This window comes from Streptomyces sp. NPDC006372 (assembly GCF_040612515.1).
Lineage (GTDB): Bacteria > Actinomycetota > Actinomycetes > Streptomycetales > Streptomycetaceae > Streptomyces.
The window spans coordinates 553,103-574,289 of the sequence record NZ_JBEXQJ010000002.1 but is presented as its reverse complement, the minus strand read 5'-3'; the positions used below and the strand labels follow the sequence as shown (position 1 = coordinate 574,289).

The 21,187-nt window shown below is 71.3% G+C and carries 20 protein-coding genes and 1 rRNA gene; 15 read left to right on the top strand and 6 right to left on the bottom strand.

What is annotated here, in order from left to right; translation table 11 throughout:
- The 10 genes from rrf to ABZ016_RS07035 all read left to right on the top strand — a co-directional run.
- Nucleotides 1–95 (top strand): 5S ribosomal RNA (rrf, locus tag ABZ016_RS07080); the annotation flags it as partial.
- Nucleotides 96–156: 61 nt separating this feature from the next.
- Nucleotides 157–801 (top strand): HAD family hydrolase, encoded by a 645-nt coding sequence (locus ABZ016_RS07075; protein ID WP_356915493.1) that lies wholly within the window; start codon nt 157–159, stop codon nt 799–801.
- Nucleotides 802–870: 69 nt separating this feature from the next.
- Complete coding sequence (locus tag ABZ016_RS07070) at nt 871–1,641, top strand: VC0807 family protein (protein WP_356915492.1); 771 nt, start codon at nt 871–873, stop codon at nt 1,639–1,641.
- 66 nt (nt 1,642–1,707) lie between these two features.
- Nucleotides 1,708–2,937, top strand: coding sequence for an MFS transporter (locus tag ABZ016_RS07065; RefSeq protein ID WP_356915491.1), 1,230 nt, complete (start codon nt 1,708–1,710; stop codon nt 2,935–2,937).
- A complete protein-coding gene (locus ABZ016_RS07060) occupies nt 2,888–4,060 on the top strand; it encodes an acetoin utilization protein AcuC (RefSeq protein WP_356915490.1) in 1,173 nt (390 codons plus the stop codon). Before ABZ016_RS07065 ends, ABZ016_RS07060 begins: the two co-directional genes overlap by 50 nt.
- 85 nt (nt 4,061–4,145) lie before the next feature.
- Entirely contained in the window at nt 4,146–4,961 is an 816-nt protein-coding gene (locus ABZ016_RS07055; protein WP_356915489.1) for a phosphatase, read from the top strand.
- Nucleotides 4,962–5,090: 129 nt separating this feature from the next.
- Complete coding sequence (locus ABZ016_RS07050) at nt 5,091–5,303, top strand: helix-turn-helix domain-containing protein (RefSeq protein WP_004984898.1); 213 nt, start codon at nt 5,091–5,093, stop codon at nt 5,301–5,303.
- 154 nt (nt 5,304–5,457) lie between these two features.
- Nucleotides 5,458–5,556: an AURKAIP1/COX24 domain-containing protein gene (locus ABZ016_RS07045; protein ID WP_003948845.1), complete on the top strand. Its 99-nt coding sequence runs from the start codon at nt 5,458–5,460 to the stop codon at nt 5,554–5,556.
- Nucleotides 5,557–5,757: 201 nt separating this feature from the next.
- Nucleotides 5,758–6,819, top strand: coding sequence for an NAD-dependent epimerase/dehydratase family protein (locus ABZ016_RS07040; protein ID WP_356915488.1), 1,062 nt, complete (start codon nt 5,758–5,760; stop codon nt 6,817–6,819).
- Nucleotides 6,820–6,833: 14 nt separating this feature from the next.
- The gene (locus ABZ016_RS07035) at nt 6,834–7,889 is read left to right on the top strand and encodes a lysophospholipid acyltransferase family protein (protein WP_356915487.1); all 1,056 of its coding nucleotides are present in this window, start codon (nt 6,834–6,836) and stop codon (nt 7,887–7,889) included.
- Between the two features lie 66 nt (nt 7,890–7,955).
- Here the strand turns inward: ABZ016_RS07035 and ABZ016_RS07030 are convergent, their stop codons facing one another.
- The 3 genes from ABZ016_RS07030 to ABZ016_RS07020 form a co-directional block, all read right to left on the bottom strand.
- The gene (locus tag ABZ016_RS07030; RefSeq protein WP_356915486.1) at nt 7,956–9,206 is read right to left on the bottom strand and encodes a DUF5667 domain-containing protein; all 1,251 of its coding nucleotides are present in this window, start codon (nt 9,204–9,206) and stop codon (nt 7,956–7,958) included.
- Nucleotides 9,207–9,442: 236 nt separating this feature from the next.
- The gene (locus ABZ016_RS07025; protein ID WP_356915485.1) at nt 9,443–10,213 is read right to left on the bottom strand and encodes an ECF subfamily RNA polymerase sigma factor, BldN family; all 771 of its coding nucleotides are present in this window, start codon (nt 10,211–10,213) and stop codon (nt 9,443–9,445) included.
- Between the two features lie 348 nt (nt 10,214–10,561).
- Nucleotides 10,562–11,479, bottom strand: coding sequence for an HAD-IB family hydrolase (locus tag ABZ016_RS07020; protein WP_356915484.1), 918 nt, complete (start codon nt 11,477–11,479; stop codon nt 10,562–10,564).
- A gap of 170 nt (nt 11,480–11,649) precedes the next feature.
- On the opposite strand from ABZ016_RS07020, the gene ABZ016_RS07015 reads away from it, so the two are divergent.
- The 5 genes from ABZ016_RS07015 to ABZ016_RS06995 all read left to right on the top strand — a co-directional run bounded on the left by ABZ016_RS07015 (nt 11,650) and on the right by ABZ016_RS06995 (nt 17,350).
- Nucleotides 11,650–11,919: a glutaredoxin family protein gene (locus ABZ016_RS07015; RefSeq protein WP_356915483.1), complete on the top strand. Its 270-nt coding sequence runs from the start codon at nt 11,650–11,652 to the stop codon at nt 11,917–11,919.
- Nucleotides 11,920–12,232: 313 nt separating this feature from the next.
- Nucleotides 12,233–12,994, top strand: a complete 762-nt coding sequence (locus tag ABZ016_RS07010) for a redox-sensing transcriptional repressor Rex (RefSeq protein WP_356915482.1) — start codon at nt 12,233–12,235, stop codon at nt 12,992–12,994.
- Nucleotides 12,991–14,691, top strand: a complete 1,701-nt coding sequence (locus ABZ016_RS07005; protein WP_356915481.1) for a glutamyl-tRNA reductase — start codon at nt 12,991–12,993, stop codon at nt 14,689–14,691. Before ABZ016_RS07010 ends, ABZ016_RS07005 begins: the two co-directional genes overlap by 4 nt.
- On the top strand, nt 14,688–15,647 hold the full coding sequence (gene hemC / locus ABZ016_RS07000; protein WP_356915480.1) for a hydroxymethylbilane synthase: 960 nt from the start codon (nt 14,688–14,690) through the stop codon (nt 15,645–15,647). The genes ABZ016_RS07005 and hemC overlap by 4 nt, the downstream gene beginning before the upstream one ends.
- Nucleotides 15,644–17,350: a bifunctional uroporphyrinogen-III C-methyltransferase/uroporphyrinogen-III synthase gene (locus tag ABZ016_RS06995; RefSeq protein WP_356915479.1), complete on the top strand. Its 1,707-nt coding sequence runs from the start codon at nt 15,644–15,646 to the stop codon at nt 17,348–17,350. The genes hemC and ABZ016_RS06995 overlap by 4 nt, the downstream gene beginning before the upstream one ends.
- 142 nt (nt 17,351–17,492) lie before the next feature.
- On the opposite strand, the gene ABZ016_RS06990 is transcribed toward ABZ016_RS06995, so the two are convergent.
- The 3 genes from ABZ016_RS06990 to ABZ016_RS06980 form a co-directional block, all read right to left on the bottom strand.
- Entirely contained in the window at nt 17,493–18,881 is a 1,389-nt protein-coding gene (locus ABZ016_RS06990; protein ID WP_356915478.1) for an FAD-binding oxidoreductase, read from the bottom strand.
- Between the two features lie 136 nt (nt 18,882–19,017).
- Complete coding sequence (locus ABZ016_RS06985) at nt 19,018–19,707, bottom strand: response regulator transcription factor (protein ID WP_356915477.1); 690 nt, start codon at nt 19,705–19,707, stop codon at nt 19,018–19,020.
- Nucleotides 19,704–21,068 carry a histidine kinase gene (locus ABZ016_RS06980; RefSeq protein WP_356915476.1) on the bottom strand — a complete coding sequence of 455 codons (1,365 nt, stop codon included), beginning with the start codon at nt 21,066–21,068 and terminating at the stop codon, nt 19,704–19,706. The genes ABZ016_RS06985 and ABZ016_RS06980 overlap by 4 nt, the downstream gene beginning before the upstream one ends.
- Nucleotides 21,069–21,187 lie beyond the last annotated feature (119 nt).

Here is a 21,187-nt window from a genome sequence, read left to right as displayed (position 1 = left end):
AAACGCCCGGTTACATTCCGAACCCGGAAGCTAAGCCTTACAGCGCCGATGGTACTGCAGGGGGGACCCTGTGGGAGAGTAGGACGCCGCCGAACAATTATTGGGAAAACCCCCGCACCTTTCGGTGCGGGGGTTTTCTGCGTTTAGGCTCGAGTTATGCGCCATGACCTCGTGATCTTCGACAATGACGGTGTCCTCGTCGACAGTGAGCCGATCTCCAACCGGCTCCTGGCCGCCTATCTGACCGAGCTCGGGCACCCCACGTCCTACGAGGACTCCCTGCGCGACTACATGGGCGCCGCCATGCACCGCGTACACGATCTGATCGGGGAACGGACCGGGCAGCGGTTGCCGGAGGACTTCGACGACGTGTTCCACGGGCGGGTCTTCGCGGCCTTCGAGGAGGAGTTGAAGCCGGTGGCCGGCGTCGAGGAGGTGCTGCAGAAGCTCACCGCCGACGCCGTGCCGTACTGCGTGGCATCCTCCGGGAGCCATGAGCGGATCCGGGTGGGGCACCGGACGACCGGGCTCGACCGGTGGTTCGACGAGGGGCGGATCTTCAGCTCGCAGGACGTCGGGCGCGGCAAGCCAGCTCCCGACCTGTTTCTGTACGCCGCCGAGCGGATGGGGGTCACGCCCGAACGGTGTGTCGTCGTCGAGGACAGTCCGCTGGGGGTGCGGGCGGCCGTTGCGGCCGGGATGGACGTGTACGGGTTCACCGCGATGACGCCGGCCGACAGGCTCGCGGGTGCCACTCAACTCTTCTCGGGCATGGGGGAGTTGGCTGACCTGCTGCTCTGACATTTGTCATGTCGAGGACCGGATGATCGTTTCTACCGGTGACCTGGTGCCGGCCGCGAAGCTGGGTGCATGACGACGAACACGGGGAACACCAAGGGAAGCGACACCAACAGCCGGAGCGTGCTGCGGAACTTCGCGCCGTTGCTCCTCGACGTAGCGGTGCCCCTCGGGGCGTACTACCTCCTCAAGAACGGCCTCGGGATGAGCACCCTGGTGGCGCTCGGCCTGAGCAGCGTCGTGCCGGCCGTGCGGACCGGGTGGGGTGTGGTGAGGTCCCGTGAGGTCAACGGGCTGGCCGCGCTCATCCTCCTCGTGAACGTCGTCTCGCTGCTGCTCGGCTTCGTGGCCGGCGACCCGCGACTGATGATCGCGAAGGACAGCGCGGTCAGCAGCACGATCGGGATCGGCATCATCGTCTCCGTGGCGCTCGGCAAGCCGTTGATGACCGCGGGGATGAAGCCCTGGGTGGTGAAGGGGGACCCGAGCCGGGAGGCCGCCTGGGCGCGGCTGCATGCCGGGTCGGCGCGGTTTCGGCGGTTCGAGCGGGCGTTCTCGCTGGTGTGGGGCGTCGTGCTGCTCGCGGAGTGTGTGGTGCGGGTCGTGGGGGCGTACACCCTGCCGGTGAACACCATGGTGTGGCTCGGCAATGTGATCATGGTCGTCGCCATGGGGGCGGGCTTCGTGGTCGGCGGCGCGCTGGGCGCTGGTCCGATGGCCGCCATGGTCATCGCGGAGGCGAAGGCGGGGTCGCGGACGGGTGCCGGTCGCCCGGGCGCGCCTCTTGACAAGGGTCTCGTGACCGCCGACCTCGCGACCGCCGATCTCGCGACCGCCAAGTAGAGCTGAGCCAAATTCACCTTTGGCTGGATCTACCCACGGGTAAGCCGGGGCCCTACGCTCGCCGCCATGACTGATGTGCTGCGGCGCGGCAGGGCCTCGTTGGCGTTCGGCTTCGGTGTGCAGGGGGTCGCCTTCGCTCTGCTCGTGACGCGGATTCCGGCCGTCCAGGACCGGTACGGGGTGTCCGACGCGCTGCTGCCGGCCTTCCTGGCCGCTGTGCCGATCCTCGCCGGGGTCGGGAGCGTGAGCACCGAGCGGCTGGTGAAGCGGGTGCCGCCGAGCCGGTTGCTGCGGTGGTCCCAGCCCGTGGTGCTGCTGGCGCTGCTCGGGGTCGGGGCCGGGGGGCGGATGGTCGAACTGGGTGTCGCCCTCGCGGCGTTCGGGCTCGCCGTCGGGGTGCTGGACGCGTCGATGAACATGCTCGGGGTGAGTCTGCAGCGGGCGTACGGGCGCAGCATCATGCTCAGTTTTCATGCCACGTACAGCCTGGGCGGGATCGTGGGGGCGTCGCTGGCGTGGGCGGGGGCGCACTGGGATCTGGCGTTGTGGATGTCGTATCTGCCGGTCGTGCTGGTGCTGCTGCCGGCGGTGCTGGTGGGGAGCCGGTGGTACGTCGACGACCGGGGCGCGGCGGCCGGAGCGGAGGAGAAGGCCGGGGAGCAGGGCGGTGAGGGGCAGGTCGTCGTCTTCAAGTGGCTGTTGCCGCTCTGTCTGGTGATGACCTTCGCGTACATCGGGGACTCGACGGTCTCCAACTGGAGTGCCAAGTACCTCCAGGACGTGCTGGGGAGCTCGGAGCAGCTGGCGACGGTGCCGTACAACGTGTACATGGTCACGACGCTGCTGGGGCGGGCGATCGGGGACCTCGGGGTGCGGCGGTTCGGGGCGGTGGCGGTCGTGCGGGGCGGGGCGCTGGTCTCGGCGGCTGGGTTCGCCGTGGTGGCGGGGGCGCCCGGGGCGTGGGTCGGGATGCTGGGGTTCACGCTGCTGGGGCTGGGGTTGTGTGTGCTGGTTCCGCAGACGTTCGCGGCGGCGGGCAGGCTGTTCCCGGGGGCTTCGGATGCGGCCGTGGCGCGGCTGAACGTCTTCAACTACGTGGGGTTTTTGATCGGTTCGCCGTTGGTCGGTGCGCTGGGCGATCTGTGGAGCTACCGGGGCGCCATGCTCGTGCCGATGGTGTTGGTGCTGGTGACGCTCGTGTACGCCAGGTCGTTCGCCGCTCAACCGGACCGATACGGTGGCGGGCATGAGCGGTCGCGCACAGCTGATGTGGGACGAGGCAGTGACGGGCTATGACTTCGGTCCTGGGCATCCGATGGACCCGGTCCGGCTCGCCCTGACCCGGAGACTGGTCGACGCCTTCGGGCTGGACCGTGAGGTGGACGTGGTCGCCGCGAAGGCGGCCGGGGAGTCGACGCTGCGGCTCGTCCACCGGGAGGACTACATCCGGGCGGTGAAGGCCGCGTCGGTGGATCCGGGGGCGGCGGACCAGTCGTACGGGCTGGGGACGATGGACGATCCGGCGTTCGCGGGGATGCACGAGGTGTCGTCGCTGATCGCCGGGCAGTCGGTGGGGGCGGCGGAGGCGGTGTGGCGGGGTGAGGCGCTGCACGCGGTGAACTTCGCGGGCGGGCTGCACCACGCGATGCCGGGTGGTGCGTCGGGGTTCTGCATCTACAACGACGCGTCGCTGGCGATCGCGCGGCTGCTGGAGCTCGGGGCCGAGCGGGTGGCGTACGTCGACGTCGACGTGCATCACGGGGACGGGGTGCAGGCGGCGTTCTGGGAGGACCCGCGGGTGCTCACGATCTCGCTGCACGAGCATCCCCGGACACTCTTCCCGCAGACCGGGTGGCCGGAGGAGACAGGGGCGGACTCGGCGGAGGGCTCGGCGGTGAACGTGGCGCTGCCGGCCGGGACCGGGGACGCCGGGTGGCTGCGGGCGTTCCACGCGGTGGTGCCGGAGCTGATCGCCGACTTCCGGCCGCAGGTGCTGGTGACGCAGCACGGGGCGGACACGCACTTCGAGGATCCGCTGGCGCATCTGGCGGTGTCGCTGGACGCGCAGCGGGCGGTGCAGGTGGCCTGTCACGACCTGGCGCACGAGTACGCGGACGGGCGGTGGGTGGCCCTGGGCGGGGGTGGCTACGCCGTGGTGGACGTCGTCCCGAGGTCGTGGACGCATCTGGTCGGGATCGCGGCGGGCCGGGCGGTGAAGCCCGAGGCGGTGATCCCGGAGGGCTGGCGGCAGGAAGTGTTCGCCCGGACGCGGCAGTTGGCCCCGGCGCGGATGACGGACGGGCGCTGGCCCGTCGCGTGGTCGGGCTGGGAGGAGGGCTACGACCCGGCGGACCGGCTGGACCAGGCGGTGCTGGCGGCCAGGCGGGCGGTCTTCCCGCTGCGGGGGCTGCTGGCCTGACCGGGTGGGGGGCCTCGGTAGGCCGACCGTGCGGTGTTCCCCGGTTCCCGGGACATGCGGGGACCGGGTCGCGCACGATCTTCTGGTGCTGACCCCCGAATCCCTTTGTGCGCACCTGGTGGGTGCGCGTCTCGCCGGGACCGTGGCCACGTCCCGGGAGGAGAGCCTGCGGAGCTACCGGCTGTTCGCTGCCCGGGACCCGCGGGTGCTGCTCGGGATCGATCCCGAAAGGGTCTGGGAGCAGCGGGATTTGATCGACCTGATGGCGGACCGGTGCGGGGTTTCAGTCGATTTTCGGCGTACTTCCGGCCAGGACGTGATCGATCCGGCGAAGACGCTGAGTGCGCTGGACGCCTTCGCGGAACGGCTCGCCGGGGCCGCCGGGCGTCGCGCGCCCGTGCTGTTCGGCACCGGGCATCCGCACCGGCTGCTCGGTTTCTACGCCGCTCTGGCAGACGCGCTGTCGGCGGCGGGGTGTGAGGTTCTCACCCCCGCGCAGGGTCGCTGTGTCGACATAACGACCCGGTTCGGCCTACGTACCTACAACCTCGACTACGTACGAGGAGTCGCGCTGGTGCGGGCCCCCGGCACGGAACGCCCCGGTTGTGAGCCCGGCGCACATACGCACTCACCTCTCCCGGTTCGTACCGTGCTGGCCGTCGCCGCGGAGGCCGGCGGGCCCCTTCCCGAGCTGGTGATCGGGGACCACGGGTGGGTCTGCGGGGCAGGTCAGCTGGGGTTCGAGGCCATCGGGCCGGCCGATACGGACGATCCCGCCCCGTTCGTCGGTGAGGCCGAGGGGTCCGTGTCCGTCGTCGTTCCACTTGATGACGGCGTGCGGTCTGATTACTACCTGCCGCTTACCCGCTACGTACTCAATCGGGCGTGTCTGTCACAGTAGGCCGCCGATGGGTGCACCTCTTCCCCACTCGCATCACCCGCCCCTACATTGGGGAGTGAGCACGCAGCGACGAAGAGTCACCGGAAGGGGAAGCCGGTGGCCGTCGAGTGCGGAAGGTTCAGGTGTGTCATGGCTGCAGCTGGCGAGAGGCCTCTGAACGAGGTTCAGTTCCTTACCGTGGCGGAAGTCGCCTCGGTGATGCGAGTGTCGAAGATGACCGTGTACCGGCTGGTGCACAGCGGTCATCTGCCCGCGATCCGTGTGGGGCGGTCCTTCCGCGTCCCGGAGCAAGCGGTTCACGAGTACCTCCGCGAGAGTTACGTGGGGGTGGAAACCGCCTGACGGCTGGGCCGGGGCGATCCTCACAGGGCACTTCGGGATCCCCCGGCCTCCTCGATTACGACCTCAGCGCTCGGGCGGGTAGGCTGGCCCCTCGTAGGTCGTATGGGCCCATGGCGCCCAAACACCGAGTGATGAGAAGTGAGCGAGGGTAGTCGTGGGCTCTGTTATCAAGAAGCGGCGCAAGCGGATGGCGAAGAAGAAGCACCGCAAGCTGCTCAAGCGCACGCGCGTCCAGCGTCGCAACAAGAAGTAAGTTCGCGACGCGGACGCCGCGAGAGCGTTGCTGTGGCCCCCCACTTAACGGTGGGGGGCCACACGCGTATCGGCTCGTACGTCCGGCTGCTTTGGTCACTTCACGCATCGGGCGGTCATCACAGCGCAACACCGACCCGCTAAGTTGGCCCCACGGGGGAACGCGGCGGGGGCAAGAGGTTCTGGAAGGAAGGCGCTGATCTTGGGCAAGGTCGTGCTCGTCACCGGAGTGGCCCGCCAGCTGGGGGGCCGGTTCGTCCGGCGGATCCAGCGTGACCCCGACGTGGACCGGGTCGTCGGGGTGGACGCGGTGCCGCCCGAGCACCATCTGGGCGGTGCGGACTTCGTCCAGGCCGACATCCGGCAGCCCGGGATCGCGCGGGTGCTCGCCGAGACGGGCGCCGACACGATCGTCCATCTGGACGTGACGGGCACGCCGCTGGGCAGTGGCAACCGGGCCTCCCTGAAGGAGACCAACGTCATCGGCACCATGCAGTTGCTCGGTGCCTGCCAGAAGTCGCCCGCCGTGCAGCGGCTGGTCGTGAAGTCCAGCACGAACGTCTACGGGTCCGCGCCCCGCGACCCGGCCGTGTTCACCGAGACGACCCCGCCCAAGTCACTGCCCAGCGGCGGCTTCGCCAAGGACACGGTGGAGGTCGAGGGCTACGTCCGCGGCTTCGCGCGCCGGCGGCCCGACGTGGCGGTGGCCGTGCTGCGGTTCGCCAACATCCTGGGCCCGGCCGCCGACACCCCGCTCGCCTCGTACTTCTCGCTGCCGGTGCTGCCGACGGTGTTCGGCTACGACCCGCGGCTGCAGTTCGTGCACGAGGACGACGTGATCGAGGTGCTGCGGATCGCCTCGCACGAGCCGCGGCGGGGCACGCTCAACAGCGGCACCTTCAACATCGCCGGCGACGGCGTCCTGCTGCTCTCCCAGTGCTCCCGGCGCCTGGGCCGTCCCACCGTGCCCCTGCTGCTGCCTGCCGTCACCTGGGCGGGCTCGCTGGTGCGTACGCTGGGCATGACGGACTTCTCGCCCGAGCAGATCCGGCTGCTGACCCACGGCCGGGTCGTCGCCACGGGCCAGATGCGCGAGACGCTGGGATTCCAGCCCAAGTACACGACCGCGGAGACGTTCGCGGACTTCGCACGCAGCCAAGGCCCCGGACTTCTTCCGCCGGAGGCCCTTGCCGGGGCCGTCGACCGGATCGCCGCACTGCCCCTCGCGGGCGGCGGTCACACCCCGACGCAGAGCGCCAACTGAGGAGCGCATCAACGATGGCGGATGCCAAGGTCATTCCGTTCGACGACGACCGGTCCCGCGGGAACGCCGCACAGCGCCCCCAGCGTCGCCGGAGCGCGGGGAGCCGGCGCCCGGGCACGGAGTCCGCGCCGGTACGTGAGGTGCAGCCCCTGCCCACCAGGGCTGTTCCGCAGGATGATGTTCCTGTGACGTCCGATGAACAACCGCCGGAGGGGCCAGAGGGCGGCGACGGCGGCCTGGAACGGCGTATCGCGAGCGGCCTGGCCTTCCTGCGCCGCCGCCTCACCGGGGACTACGAGGTCGACGACTTCGGCTACGACGAGGAGCTCACCGACCAGGTCCTGATGTCCCTGCTGCGGCCGCTGTACGACACGTACTTCCGGGTCGAGGTGAAGGGCGTCGAGAACATTCCGTCCGAGGGCGGTGCGCTGATCGTGGCGAACCACTCCGGGACGCTGCCGATGGACGGCCTGATGATGCAGGTCGCCGTGCACGACAACCACCCGGCGGGCCGGCATCTGCGGCTGCTGGCCGCCGATCTGGTGTTCATGCTGCCGGTGGTCAACGAACTGGCCCGCAAGCTCGGCCACACCCTGGCCTGTGCCGAGGACGCGGCGCGGCTGCTGGAGCAGGGCGAACTGGTCGGGGTGATGCCGGAGGGCTTCAAGGGCCTCGGCAAGCCCTTCGCGGACCGCTACAAGCTGCAGCGCTTCGGCCGCGGCGGTTTCGTCTCCACGGCCCTGCGTGCCGGGACGCCGATCATTCCCTGCTCGATCGTCGGGGCCGAGGAGATCTACCCGATGATCGGCAACGCCAAGACCGTCGCCCGGCTGCTGGGGTTCCCGTACTTCCCGATCACGCCGACCTTCCCGTGGCTCGGACCGCTCGGGGCGATTCCGCTGCCGACCAAGTGGACGATCCAGTTCGGCGAGCCGATCCCCACGGACGGCTATCCGCCGGAGGCGGCCGAGGACCCGATGCTGATGTTCAACCTGACCGACCAGGTCAGGGAGCAGATCCAGCACACGCTGTACAAGCTGCTGGTGCAGCGGCGGTCGGTCTTCTTCTGAGCCGGCAGGACAGCCGGTACGCATGACTGTGGGGCGCCGAGGGGCGCCCCACAGTCGTACCGCCGTCTAGTTCGCGTCGTCGTTGTCGATGTCCAGCCCGGGCAGCAGGCCGGGCAGGAGCGGCGGGAGTGTCACGTCCGGCTTGGGGACGGACGGGGTGCTGACCGCCGACGGGGAGGTGCTGGCCTCGCTGTCCTTCGGAGGGTCGAGCAGACCGCCGGTGTTGCCGCCGAGCAGGCCGTCGCTCTCGCCGCCGGAGCCTGCCGAGCGGCTGGGGCTGCCGCTGCTCGTGCCGCCCTTGTCGCTGCTGCCGCCGCCGCTCTTGCTGGGGCGGGCCGACCGGTCGGTGGCCGAGGAGCCGGTGGAGGCCGACTCGGAGGCGCCCCGATGCCTGCCTCCGCCGCCGCTCCGGGCCGGAGGCTCGGGAGGCAGCAGGGAGCGCAGCGGGGCGACGTCCTCCTCTATGGCGTCGAACACCGAGGACACCTGGTCGCCGACGTCCCCGAGCTGGACGGGGAGCTTCTCGCGCAGCTCGCCCCAGGCCTGGCGGTGGGAGCGGGAGAACGCGGAGAGGGCCTGGATGGGGCCCAGGGAGTCCGGGTCGCGCTGGTACGCCTCGCTCAGCAGCCGGTGGCCTTCCGACGCGTCGTGCCGCATGCCGGACAGGGTGCGGCGGATCTCGCCGAGGGACTCGTGGTCCAGGGGGCCGCTGCGGCCGCGCTCCATCAGGCGTCGGGCTTCGCTGAGCCGGGTGGAGGCGTGGTCGAGATAGACCCGGCCGCGCTCGTCGGCGCCGTCGGCCAGGCCGAGTTTGACGTCCTCGATGCCGCGCTTGAGGCCGTACAGGGAGTCGCCGGGCAGGGCGTCGGAGCTGGCGGCGGAGACTCCGCCGAAGGCGCTCGCGGCCACGCCGACGCTGAGCCCGCCCGCGGTGAGGCCCTTGGCGAGCCGGGAACGCGGCCGGAACTTCTTCAGTGAGTTCGCGCGGTGGGCGCCCCGGCCCCGGGGGGAGCGCTGCTCGGGGACCGCGCGGTCCGTCGCCCCGCCTCCCGCGGTGCCCTCCTGGAGCATGGCCTCGAAGGCGGCCACCAGCTGGGCCCGTTGGACGACCTTGACCTCCGGGTCGAGCTCCGGTCTGGGCAGCGCCTCGAGACCGGAGGCGAGCGCCCGCAGGCGTGCCTGTTCGGTCTGTTCCGCAGCAGCCGGCGCCGGTGCCGGTCCTTCGGACTGCTCGGCCGCCGTGCCCTGCTCGGACTGCTCCTGAAGGGCCTGGGCGAAGGCGTTCGCCCGCCGGTGCGCCGATACGTTCGCGATCACTGGCGGCACCTCCTCTCGTCATGACGGTCGACTCCCCAGGGGGTCCTGAGGGTTGCACACCCTGACCACGACCACACGATCGAGTGGCCGGAGTCGGCCAGGGGGTGACCACAGGGAGTCTGCATCCCGCACAACGAGCGGCGCGGCACTTGGGTTACGGACGCCGGATGATCCGATGCCGAAGCCAACGGACTTTCACTGAACGTGAGTTGACCGTAGCGGAGGGTGTGCCCCGGTCAGCGGGCGTCTTCCGGGAGGAGCCGGGCGAGGGTGCGGACGGCCCGGTACTGGAGGGTCTTGATGGCGCCCTCGTTCTTGCCCATCACCCGGGCGGTCTCCGCGACGGAGAGGCCCTGGAGGAAGCGGAGCGTCACGCACTCCTGCTGCTGAGGGTTGAGCCGCCGTACGGCGTCGAGCAGGGCGGCGTTGGAGAGGGACTCCAGGACGGAGTCCTCGGGGGAGCGCTCGACCTCGTTGGCGTCGAGCATCTCGCCGGTGGTGACCTCGAGGCGGAAGCGGCTGGACTTGAAGTGGTCGGCGACCAGGTTGCGGGCGATGGTGACGAGCCAGGCGCCGAAGTCGCGGCCCTGCCAGGTGAAGGTGCCGATCCTTCTGAGCGCCCGCAGAAAGGTCTCGCTGGTGAGGTCCTCGGCGGTCGCCTTTCCTCCGACCCGGTAGTAGATGTACCGGTAGACGGTGTCGCTGTACTGGTCGTAGAGGCGGCCGAAGGCGTCGGCCTCGCCGGCCTGGGCGCGCTCCACCAGGTCCATCATCCGGGCGCTGTCGCTGTCCGCGGCGGGCCGGCGGGCGGTGGCCGCGCCGGACGGGCGCCCTCGTCTGGCGACCGCGGCGCTGCCGTCGGCCAGTGCGTAGCACGGGCCGACGGGCGCGGCGGTGGCGAATGCGGGGGCGGCGTACGCGGTGGGGACGAAGCCGCGCAACAGGTTAAGGACCGTTGCGCGGAGCGTAGCCAGGCCCGAGGCGTCAACCCCGACGTGTGAGTACACGGGACTCCCAGAGGCAGAGCTTCCATCACGTGCAGTGCGGGACCTTTCACCCGTCGTAGCGACGGAGGGGTACCGGTTTGCGTCTGAGGAGAATAACGCTTCGTATAGGCCCTGCTACACCGAGTTGCTCAAATCATCGGTTACGTCGCTTCCGTAACCGATTGACGCCGGATCAAGCGCCAGAGCGTGAACGGTTGTTGATCGGAAAGGTTCGGGTTGAGGCTCGGTCCAGGGCGTGTTGTGGCCGTGTGCAGCCAAGAGGACTGGACGCGAGGTTGTGGGGGTACGCCAGTTGGATTTACGGGGCCTGTCATCCCGTAAACGATGGTGTCCCGGATTGATCGGTCGTCAGCGGCGGCGGCGGTGCAGGGCGATCGCCGCCGCCGTGCCGCCGGCCACCGCGCCGACGCCGGCCGCGGCGGGGATGCCGACCTTGGCCGCCTTGCGGCCGGTGCGGTAGTCGCGCAGCCGCCAGTCGAGCTCGCGGGCGTGCTTGCGCAGCTTGGAGTCCGGGTTGATGGCGTAGGGGTGGCCGACCAGCGACAGCATCGGGATGTCGTTGTGCGAGTCGCTGTAGGCGGCGCAGCGGCCCAGGTCCAGGCCCTCCGCCGTCGCCAGGGCGCGGACCGCCTCGGCCTTCGCGGGGCCGTGCAGCGGTTCGCCGACCAGCTTGCCGGTGTAGACGCCGTCGACGGACTCGGCGACCGTGCCGAGGGCGCCGGTCAGGCCCAGGCGGCGGGCGATGACCTGGGCGATCTCGACGGGGGCAGCCGTCACGAGCCACACCTTCTGGCCCGCGTCCAGATGGGCCTGGGCCAGGGCCCGGGTGCCGGGCCAGATGCGCTCGGCCATGTACTCGTCGTAGATCTCCTCGCCGATCGACTGGAGCTCGGCGACGCGGTGGCCCTTGACGATGGACAGGGCCGAGTCGCGGGCCTCCTGCATGTGCTCGGGGTCCTCGACCCCGGCCAGCCGGAACCAGGCCTGCTGCCAGGCGAAGCGGGCGAGCTCGCGGGTCTCGAAGAACTTCCGTTTGTACAGGCCACGGCCGAAGTGGAAGAGGGCGGCGCCCTGCATGACGGTGTTGTCCAGGTCGAAGAAGGCGGCGGCCCGGTCGTCGCCGTGGACCGGGAACTGCGGTTCCTCGGTCGTGCCGGCAGCCTCCTGTGAGGACTTGCGTGCTGCCTCCGCCGAGGCCTCGCCTGCCAAAACGCTCCGCGCCGTGGCGGAGCGCCTACGGGGAGTGAGCCATCCGAGAGCGGCCATGGCGTGAGCATAGCCAGTTTGTTCGGGGGTTCCGGAGTCGCGAGGTTCGGAGCGTGTGAACTCTCGGCGTGCGTGTCGTTAATGAGGCCGCGCGGGACGGTTCCGGTCGGCGTGTCCCCTGGTCCTTCGGAGGGGTTTCCCTCGTTCACAGGCGCGCGACAATGGCCGACATGAGTCCCCTCTTTCGTCGCAAGCCCTCCGGGGAACGGCTCGTCACGCTGATCCGGAAGCCCGGCTGTCATCTGTGCGATGACGCGCAGGTCGTTGTGGAGAAGGTGTGCGGTGATCTCGGAGTCCCCTGGGAGCGTAAGGACATCACCGAGGATCGGGAACTGCACGACCAGTACTGGGAGCAGATCCCGGTCGTGCTGGTGGACGGCAGGCAGCACACCTTCTGGCGCGTGAACGAGGACCGCCTGCGCAAGGCGCTCACCGACTGAGACCGGCCGGTGACGCGACTGACCGACCAGTCCAAAGCGGTCGCCAGGTCGCTTAGGATCGACGGTGACTGGTCTCGGGGGCGGGATGCATGGAGGAGAGTGTGCGGTTTTGCCCCCAGGAGTAAAGGAACGGCGGTGCTCGTGCGCCGGTTCCCCACGAATGCGCCGGGGGTGCGTGAGCCCGGTCACGTTGGCCGGGCAAAACGGACACCATCTTTGTGCACGCGTTCACAAAGACATAGCCTGCATTCGACGGGGCGGTCATGTAGGGACGTATGACCGCCTACAGCCCCGCTCTACCCGCAGGAGCACCGTGGCAACTGGCCGAACTCACCGACCGGCGACCCGCAGCCGAGGGATTCCCGAGGCCACCGTCGCCCGGCTCCCGCTGTACCTCCGCGCCCTGACCGCGCTGTCGGAGCGCTCGGTACCCACGGTCTCCTCCGAGGAGCTCGCGGCCGCGGCGGGGGTCAACTCCGCGAAGCTGCGCAAGGACTTCTCCTACCTCGGCTCCTACGGCACCCGGGGTGTCGGCTACGACGTCGAATACCTCGTGTACCAGATCTCCCGTGAGCTGGGTCTCACCCAGGACTGGCCGGTCGTGATCGTCGGTATCGGTAACCTCGGCGCCGCCCTGGCCAACTACGGCGGCTTCGCCTCCCGTGGCTTCCGGGTCGCCGCGCTGATCGACGCGGACCCGGCCATGGCCGGCAAGCCCGTCGCCGGGATCCCCGTGCAGCACTCCGACGACCTGGAGAAGATCATCCAGGACAACGGCGTGTCGATCGGTGTCATCGCCACCCCCGCCGGTGCCGCCCAGGCCGTCTGCGACCGGCTCGTGGCCGCCGGTGTCACCTCCATCCTGAACTTCGCGCCGACCGTGCTGTCCGTCCCGGACGGTGTCGACGTGCGCAAGGTCGACCTCTCCATCGAGCTGCAGATCCTCGCCTTCCACGAGCAGCGCAAGGCCGGGGAAGGGGCCGCCTCCGACGGTGGTGTCCCGACCGCCGCCGCCCGCAGCGAGTCCGCCGACCAGGGGCCCGACGGGGACATGCCCGCCGTGATGCCGGCATGAGCCTCCTCGTCGTCGGACTCAGTCACCGCAGCGCCCCGGTCAGCGTGCTGGAGCGGGCCTCGCTCAACCCGGACGCGCAGGCAAAGCTGCTCCAGGACACGGTCGCCGCCGAACCGGCCGCCGAGGCCGCGGTGCTCGCCACCTGCAACCGCATCGAGCTCTACGCCGACGTGGACAAGTTCCACGCCGGTGTCGCCGAGCTGTCCACGCTGCTCGCCCAGCACAGCGGCGTCGGCCTGGAGGAGCTCACTCCCTATCTCTACGTGCACTACGAGGACCGGGCCGTCCACCACCTGTTCTCGGTGGCGTGCGGGCTGGACTCGATGGTCGTCGGCGAGGGTCAGATCCTCGGCCAGATCAAGGACTCCCTGGCCCGCGCGCAGGACCTGCACTCCGCGGGCCGCCTCCTGAACGACCTGTTCCAGCAGGCCCTGCGGGTCGGCAAGCGCGCCCACTCCGAGACCGGCATCGACCGCGCCGGCCAGTCCCTGGTCACCTTCGGCCTGGAGCAGCTGGCCGCGGGCGGCGACGTGGAGACCTGGGCCCGGGGCAAGAAGGCCCTGGTCATCGGCGCCGGGTCGATGTCCTCCCTGGCCGCCGCCACGCTCGCGCGGGCCGGGGTCGCCGAGGTCGTCGTCGCCAACCGCACCTTCGACCGCGCCGAGCGGCTCGCCCAGATACTCACCGAGGGCGACGACACGGACGTGCTGGCCCGCGCGGTACCGATGGAATCGGTGCCGGTCGAGCTGACACGTGCCGACATCGCCGTCTCCTGTACCGGCGCGACCGGCCTGGTCCTGACGGCCGAGTCGGTCGCCGCCGCGGTGGAGGGACGCACCGGACAGCCCGCCGCCGAGATCGAGGACGACCGGCCGGCGGACTCCCGGCAGGCCGCGCTGCCGCCCACCTCCGTCGGCAACGACGACAACTGCCCGCTCGACCTGGCCGCCGTGCAGCCCGGCTTCTCCGTCATGGGGGAGGCCGCCGTGGCCGGCATGGACGCCGCCACCCTGGAGCAGCACGCCGCATGGGCCGCCGGCGGCACCGTCGACCGCCGGGAGAGCGCCCGCAGCGGCCCCGAGGCCGACGCCGAACTGATCGGCGCGCTCGCGGCGACCGCGGCCACCGTCGGCCGGATCCCCGAGCGGCGCCGGCCCGAGCCGGTCGACGAGCCGCAGCGGCCCGAGCCCGTGCTCTTCCTGCTGGACCTGGCGATGCCGCGCGACATCGACGCGGCCGTGCACCGGCTGGCCGGGGTGCGGCTGGTGGACATCGAATCGCTGGCGGAGGCCTCCGCGGGCGCTCCGATGGCTGCCGATGTGGACCAGGTCCGGCGTATCGTCTCCGACGAGGTCGCGGCCTTCGGGGCAGCCCTGCGGGCCGCGCACATCACACCGACCGTGGTCGCCCTGCGCACCATGGCCGCCGATGTCGTGGCCAGCGAGATCGCCCGCCTGGACGGGCGGCTGCCGGGCCTCGACGACAAGCACCGAGCGGAGATCACCCAGACCGTGCGGCGCGTGGTCGACAAACTGCTCCACGCGCCGACCGTACGGGTCAAGCAGCTCGCGGCCGAGCCCGGCGGCGCCGGGTACGCGGACGCGCTGCGGACCCTGTTCGACCTCGACCCCGAGACGGTGGCCGCCGTCTCCCGGGCCGAGGACAGCACCACCGAGAAGGACCGAGGCCCGGCATGAACGACACAGCGCTGAGGCTCGGTACCCGGCGGAGCAAGCTCGCCATGGCCCAGTCCGGGCAGGTGGCCGAGGCCGTGAGCCGGGTGACCGGGCGGCCCGTCGAACTCGTCGAGATCACCACGTACGGCGACGTCTCGCGTGAGCAGCTCGCACAGATCGGCGGCACCGGCGTGTTCGTCACCGCCCTGCGCGACGCGCTGCTCAAGGGCGAGGTCGACTTCGCGGTGCACTCGCTGAAGGACCTGCCGACCACGCAGCCCGATGAACTGGTCGTGGCCGCCGTGCCGGTGCGCGAGGACCCGCGGGACGTGATCGTCGCCCGGGACGCGCTGAAGTTCACCGACCTGCCCTCGGGGGCCCGCATCGGTACGGGTTCGCCGCGCCGGATGGCGCAGCTCAACGCGTACGCGCGCAGCCACGGCCTGGATATATCCACGGTCCCGATCCGCGGCAACGTCGACACCCGCATCGGGTACGTACGCAGCGGCGAACTCGACGCCGTCGTGCTGGCCGCCGCCGGGCTGAACCGGATCGGCCGGGGTGACGAAGTGACCGACTTCCTGTCGGTCGACACGGTTTTGCCCGCCCCCGGCCAGGGGGCTCTGGCGATCGAGTGCGCCGCAGGCAATGCGGACCTCGTCGCCGCGCTCGCCGAGCTCGACGACCCGTTCACGCGGGTCGCCGTGACGGCCGAGCGGTCACTGCTCGCCGCCCTGGAGGCCGGCTGCAGCGCTCCCGTGGGCGCTTTGGCCGACTTGCTGGCCGACGGGCAGATTGTCAAGGAAATGCGCCTGCGCGCCGTCGTCGGGACGACCGACGGCACGCGCATGGTGCAGCTGTCCACCACCGGTCCCGTGCCCGAGACGCACGACCGGGCAATGGCGCTCGGCCGCGAACTCGCGGACGAGATGCTCGCCCAGGGCGCGGCCGGTCTGATGGGGGAGCGAGCACATTGAGCCCCACCACCCTTTCCGCCGGTCCTGAACACGGGCACGTCACCTTCCTGGGTGCCGGACCCGGAGATCCGGGACTGCTGACTCTGCGCGCCGTGGAGGCGCTGGCGAACGCGGACGTCCTCGTCGCCGAGCACGAGGTGCTCGACGTCGTACGTCAGCACGCCAGGCAGGGCGTCTCCGAAGTGGACACGGACTCGGATCCTTCCCAGGAGCCGACTCCGGGCACAGGAGCGCCCCAGCTCACGGTTGTTGACGGTACGTCAACCGCCGTGGCCGCCCCCGCGGTGCGGGATGCCGCACATCTTGTCATGGAGGCCGCGCGGGGCGGCAGGCGGGTCGTCCGTGCGGTGTCCGGCGACCCGGGCCTCGACACGTACGCCGCCGAGGAGATGCTGGCGTGCGCCGCCGCCGGGGTGCCCTTCGAGGTCGTCCCCGGTATCGCGAGCGCGGTCGGCGTGCCCGCCTACGCCGGTGTGCCGCTGCGCGACGCGCAGGGCGCGGACGTGCGGTTCGTGGACGCGCGGACGGCGTCGGACCGGTGCTGGACGGAGGTCGGCGCGTCGGACGGCACGGTCGTGGTGTCCACCACGCTGGACTCCGTCGCCGCGGCGGCCGGCGAGCTCGTCTCCGCGGGCCGCAAGCCGGACACCCCGATGACGGTCACCGTCGCCGGCACGACCACCCGGCAGCGCACCTGGACCGCCACGCTCGGCACCATCGCGCAGACGCTGAAGCAGGCCAAGGTGCTGCCCTCGCCGGAGGGCGGCCGGCCGGTGATAGCCGTGGTCGGTGAGCGTTCCGCCGCCGCCCAGCGCGACCAGCTCGCGTGGTTCGAGTCCAAGCCGCTGTTCGGCTGGAAGGTGCTCGTGCCGCGGACCAAGGAGCAGGCGGTGTCGCTCTCCGACCAGCTGCGGTCGTACGGGGCCGTGCCGCACGAGGTGCCGACGATCGCCGTCGAGCCGCCGCGCACGCCCCAGCAGATGGAGCGTGCGGTCAAGGGGCTGGTGACGGGCCGCTACGAGTGGATCGCCTTCACCTCGGTGAACGCGGTCAAGGCCGTGCGGGAGAAGTTCGAGGAGTACGGGCTCGACGCCCGTGCCTTCGCGGGCATCAAGGTCGCGGCCGTCGGCGAGCAGACGGCGAAGGCGCTGATCGCCTTCGGTGTGAAGCCGGACCTGGTACCGAGCGGCGAGCAGTCCGCCGCCGGGCTGCTGGAGGACTGGCCGCCCTACGACCCGGTCTTCGACCCGATCGACCGGGTGTTCCTGCCGCGTGCCGACATCGCCACGGAGACGCTGGTCGCCGGGCTGATCGAGCTCGGCTGGGAGGTCGACGACGTCACCGCCTACCGGACCGTGCGGGCCTCGCCGCCGCCGGCGGAGACGCGCGAGGCGATCAAGGGCGGCGGCTTCGACGCGGTTCTCTTCACCTCGTCGTCGACCGTGCGGAACCTGGTCGGCATCGCCGGCAAGCCGCACAACGTCACCGTGATCGCCTGTATCGGCCCGGCCACGGCCAAGACCGCCGAGGAGCACGGTCTGCGGGTGGACGTCATGGCTCCGGAGCCGTCCGTGCTGAAGCTCGCGGAGGCGCTGGCGGACTTCGGCGCGAAGCGGAGAGCTGCCGCTGTGGAGGCCGGGGACCCCGTGACGCGGCCGAGCGAGCGGCGGCCGGGGGCGCGACGGCGGCGTTCCACCACGTGAGGCGCGCGGTGGGGCGGGGTGTTCCGGGTTGCGGGGCGCTCCGAGCCACGGTCGCGCACTGACAGCGCGTTTCGCGGCCCGCACCCGGAATCGGGGTGCGGGCCGCGCCTGTTTCCCTCTCCCGGCCCGGGACGGCGTGCGGTTACGCGGGAGTCACCGCGTGGCCGTAGCGGAGCAGGTTGGACGGGTCGTAGATGGCCTTGTCGTGGCGCAGGCGGGCGTAGACCTCGGGGGTCCAGGCGCGGGCGCGGTCCTGTTCGTCGCCCGGGGTGCCGTGGATGTTGACCATGGTGCGGCCCGTGCCGTACGGGGCCATGGCGGTGTAGAGGCGGCGCGTCGCCTGTTCGACGGCCTCGGCGACGGGTGGGGCCGGCATGATGCCGACCGACTCCATGAAGTAGCGGGCGTCGCGGGCGCAGACGGCGTCCTCGACGGCGGACGGGCGGGCCAGCGCTCCGCCCATGTGGCGCAGTGAGGCGACCAGCAGGGGATGGTCCGGGCCGGCCGCGGGGCCGACCTGCTCCAGGAACGTGCCGATGGCGTCGGGGGGCAGGTCGCGCAGGAGCAGGCAGCACTCCCGGGCCGGGAGCGGGTCCTGGGGTTCCATGTGGATGCGGTCCATGGCCGCGAAGTCCATGTCCTCGACCGTGTCGACGGCTATGGGGGCGGCTCGGCGGAGCGGGGCGATGAGGTCCTCGCCCGCGGCCGGGTCGCCGGGCCAGGCGATCGCGACCCGGCCCCAGAAGCCGCCGCGCAGGGGTTCCGGGATCTGCGGGATGGGGGGCAGGCGGAGGACCGAGAACATGCTGCACATCTCGTCCGGGACGGTGCGGGTCCAGTCCGTCCAGGCCCGGAGCAGGGCCTCCGCGTGCTCGCCCGGGCAGTGGAGGCCGCCGCCGTAGAGGCGGGGGAGGGGGAGCAGTTCGGTGACGAGGGAGGTGACGACGCCCACGTTGCCCTTGCCGCCGCGCAGGGCCCAGAAGAGTTCCGGTTCGGATTGCGGGTCTGTTTCCCGCAGCCGGCCGTCCGGGGTGACGACCTGGAAGGAACGGACCAGGTCGGCGGCGTAGCCGTAGGTGCGGCCGAGGACGGGGAGGCCGCCGCCGAGGATGTAGCCGACGACGCCCGCGTCGGTGGAGGTGCCGCAGAGGCCCGCGAGGCCGTGCGGGGCGGCCGTGGCCAGGACGTCGCTCCACTTGGCGCCCGCCGCGACGGTGGCTGTGCGGGTGGTGGGGTCCGTCCGTACGTCCGTCATGCGGGACGTGTTGATCAGGAGGCCGTGCTCGATGGGGAAGTTGGCGCCGTGGCCGGTGGCCTGGACGGCGACGGGAGTGGCGGTGGCTTTCGCCCAGCGCATGGCGGTGACGACGTCGTCCGGGCCGGTGGCTCCTACGACCACGTCCGGTGTGTGGAGGGCGGCCAGGTTGAAGCCGGTGACCTCGTCGGCGTAGGCGGGGTCGCCGGGGCGCAGGACCGGGCCGTTGATCTCCGAGAGGGCGAAGAGGTCGGGAGTGTGGGGGTGGGCTGTCATCGCGTCCTCCGTGGGGGGCGTGCGTACGGAGGGACGGCGGCGGCGGGGAGGGGGGGTGGCCGTCGGGGTCCTTCTTGTGGAGGGGTGTTTTCAGGATGGACCTGGGTGGGTGGGCGCGCATCGTGGGGCCGGAGGGTCACTGCTGGGTCGCCCCGCGTTCGCCGGCGCTGACCAGGCCCGTCTCGTAGGCGACGATGACAGCCTGGACACGGTCACGGAGGCCGAGTTTGCCGAGGATGCGGGCGACGTGCGTCTTGACGGTCGTCTCGGCCAGGTGGAGGCGGGTGGCGAGTTCGGCGTTGCTCAGTCCCCTCGCGAGCAGGCCGAGGACCTCCAGTTCGCGCGGGGTGAGCGACGCGAGATCGCGGTGGAGGGCGGCGGTGTCGCCGCCGTGGTGGGCGAACCGCTGCACGAGGCGACGGGTGATCGCGGGCGCGAGGAGTGCGTCACCGGTACGGACCGTGCGGACGGCCGCGGTCAGGTGCTCGGGGGTGACGTCCTTGAGGAGGAAGCCGCTGGCGCCGGCGGACAGGGCCGCGTAGACGTACCGGTCGAGGTCGAAGGTGGTCAGGATGATGACGCGGGGTTCGCCGGGGCCTCCGGCGAGGATGCGGCGGGTGGCCTCCAGGCCGTCCATCTCCGGCATCCGGATGTCCATCAGGACCACGTCGGGGCGGGTGCGGCGGACCGCCTCGACCGCTTCGGCTCCGTTGGTCGCCTCGGCGACGACGTCGATGCCGTCAGCGCCGAGGATCATGCGGAATCCGGTGCGGACCAGGGTCTGGTCGTCGGCCAGGAGCACCCGCGGTGTCTGCTGCTGTGTCACGGTGCCTCCAGCGGGATCAGCGCCTCGACACAGTAGCCACCGGTCAGGCGCCGGCCGGTGCTCAGGGTTCCGTCGTAGACGGCGAGGCGCTCGCGCAGGCCGAGCAGGCCCCGGCCGTTTCCGGTGGCCGCGCCCGCGCTCGGAGCGCCACCGGTGTCGGTGACCTTCACCCGGAGCCGTTCCGGGCCGTACTCGACCGTCACGGAGGCGCTGGCGCCGGACGCGTGCTTCACGGTGTTCGTCAGGGCCTCCTGGATCACGCGGTACACGGCGAGTTCGATGCCGGACGGGATCTCGCGGTGGGGGCCGGTCACCGTGAGGTCGACCGGCAGCCCAGCGGCCCTTACTCGTCCCACGAGCGTGTCCAGCTGGTCCAGTCCGGGCTGCGGGGCCAGCTCCGCGCCGGTGCCGGTCAGGTCCCCGGCCTCGTCCGCCGGCTCGTCGTCACCGGCCATGGTCAGCAGGCCCATGACGTGCCGCAGTTCGGTCATGGCCGCCCGACCGCCCGCCTCGACGGCGAGCAGGGCCTCGCCGGCCTGCTCGGGGGCGGTCTTCATGATCTTGCGGGCGGCGCCAGCCTGAATGACCATCACGCTGACGTTGTGCGTGACGACGTCGTGCAGTTCCCGGGCGATTCTGGCGCGCTCGTGCTCGACCGCCCGGCGCAGTGCCTCGGCCTGTTCGCGTTCCAGAGCGGAGAGCCGGCTCCGGCCTTCGTCGGTCCGGAGTTTCCAGGTGCGCAGCCCGAGGGCGGCCCCGGCCATCGGGACCAGGATCAGCAGGGCGACGTACTCATTGGGGACGATCGGTGTCACCGGGTTCCCCGAGGTGCCGACCAGGACGACCGACGCCGGCAGCGCCGCCAGGGTCGCCACCCGGTACGGGCTGTACACGGCCGCGCTGTAGACGGCGATGACGAACGCGTAGAAGGTCAGCCGCAGAACGCTCTGCGGTGTCGCCAGTGTCGCGGCCGTCACGATGCACAGCACGGCGAGCGGGTGGCGGCGGCGCAGCGCCAGCGCGCCCGAGGCGATGACCGCGAGGGTCACCATGAAGGCCATTCCGCCGGGCCCGGACGGGCGCGGTACGGCGTACTCCACGCCGGGCGCGATCTCACGCACCACGACGTTGCCCGTGTTGTCGATGCCGTAATAGACCGTGGTGATGCCGAGCGCCAGCGCCACCAGCACGTCGAACTGCCAGGAGCGTCGGCTGAGCCGTAAGGGCGGGCCCGTCGGAAGCCCGGCTTCGCGGACCGTCCGGCGGGCGGCCTCCCCCAGCCGCTCCAGCGTCTTGCGTACCTCCGTCACCGGTTCATTGTCGCCACCGCGGTCCCTCACGGAGTCCGTCCCGGTGGTCATTCCCGTCGCGTCGGATACATCAGCCGCCTACATCGCAGGGATGACGTTCCAGCGGCTCGTCCCCGTGCGGTACCGCGAAGGGTCCGGGCGGCCGACGCGTGCGGTCCGGGACCGCTCCT

What these genes read in the sequence shown, in the direction of transcription:
- ABZ016_RS07075 (WP_356915493.1), top strand. Translation starts at nt 157, where the DNA reads ATGCGCCATGACCTCGTGATCTTCGACAATGACGGTGTCCTCGTCGAC.
- ABZ016_RS07070 (WP_356915492.1), top strand. Translation starts at nt 871, where the DNA reads ATGACGACGAACACGGGGAACACCAAGGGAAGCGACACCAACAGCCGG.
- ABZ016_RS07065 (WP_356915491.1), top strand. Translation starts at nt 1,708, where the DNA reads ATGACTGATGTGCTGCGGCGCGGCAGGGCCTCGTTGGCGTTCGGCTTC.
- ABZ016_RS07060 (WP_356915490.1), top strand. Translation starts at nt 2,888, where the DNA reads ATGAGCGGTCGCGCACAGCTGATGTGGGACGAGGCAGTGACGGGCTAT.
- ABZ016_RS07050 (WP_004984898.1), top strand. Translation starts at nt 5,091, where the DNA reads ATGGCTGCAGCTGGCGAGAGGCCTCTGAACGAGGTTCAGTTCCTTACC.
- ABZ016_RS07035 (WP_356915487.1), top strand. Translation starts at nt 6,834, where the DNA reads ATGGCGGATGCCAAGGTCATTCCGTTCGACGACGACCGGTCCCGCGGG.
- ABZ016_RS07020 (WP_356915484.1), bottom strand. Translation starts at nt 11,479, where the DNA reads ATGGCCGCTCTCGGATGGCTCACTCCCCGTAGGCGCTCCGCCACGGCG.
- ABZ016_RS07015 (WP_356915483.1), top strand. Translation starts at nt 11,650, where the DNA reads ATGAGTCCCCTCTTTCGTCGCAAGCCCTCCGGGGAACGGCTCGTCACG.
- ABZ016_RS07005 (WP_356915481.1), top strand. Translation starts at nt 12,991, where the DNA reads ATGAGCCTCCTCGTCGTCGGACTCAGTCACCGCAGCGCCCCGGTCAGC.
- hemC (WP_356915480.1), top strand. Translation starts at nt 14,688, where the DNA reads ATGAACGACACAGCGCTGAGGCTCGGTACCCGGCGGAGCAAGCTCGCC.
- ABZ016_RS06990 (WP_356915478.1), bottom strand. Translation starts at nt 18,881, where the DNA reads ATGACAGCCCACCCCCACACTCCCGACCTCTTCGCCCTCTCGGAGATC.
- ABZ016_RS06980 (WP_356915476.1), bottom strand. Translation starts at nt 21,068, where the DNA reads ATGACCACCGGGACGGACTCCGTGAGGGACCGCGGTGGCGACAATGAA.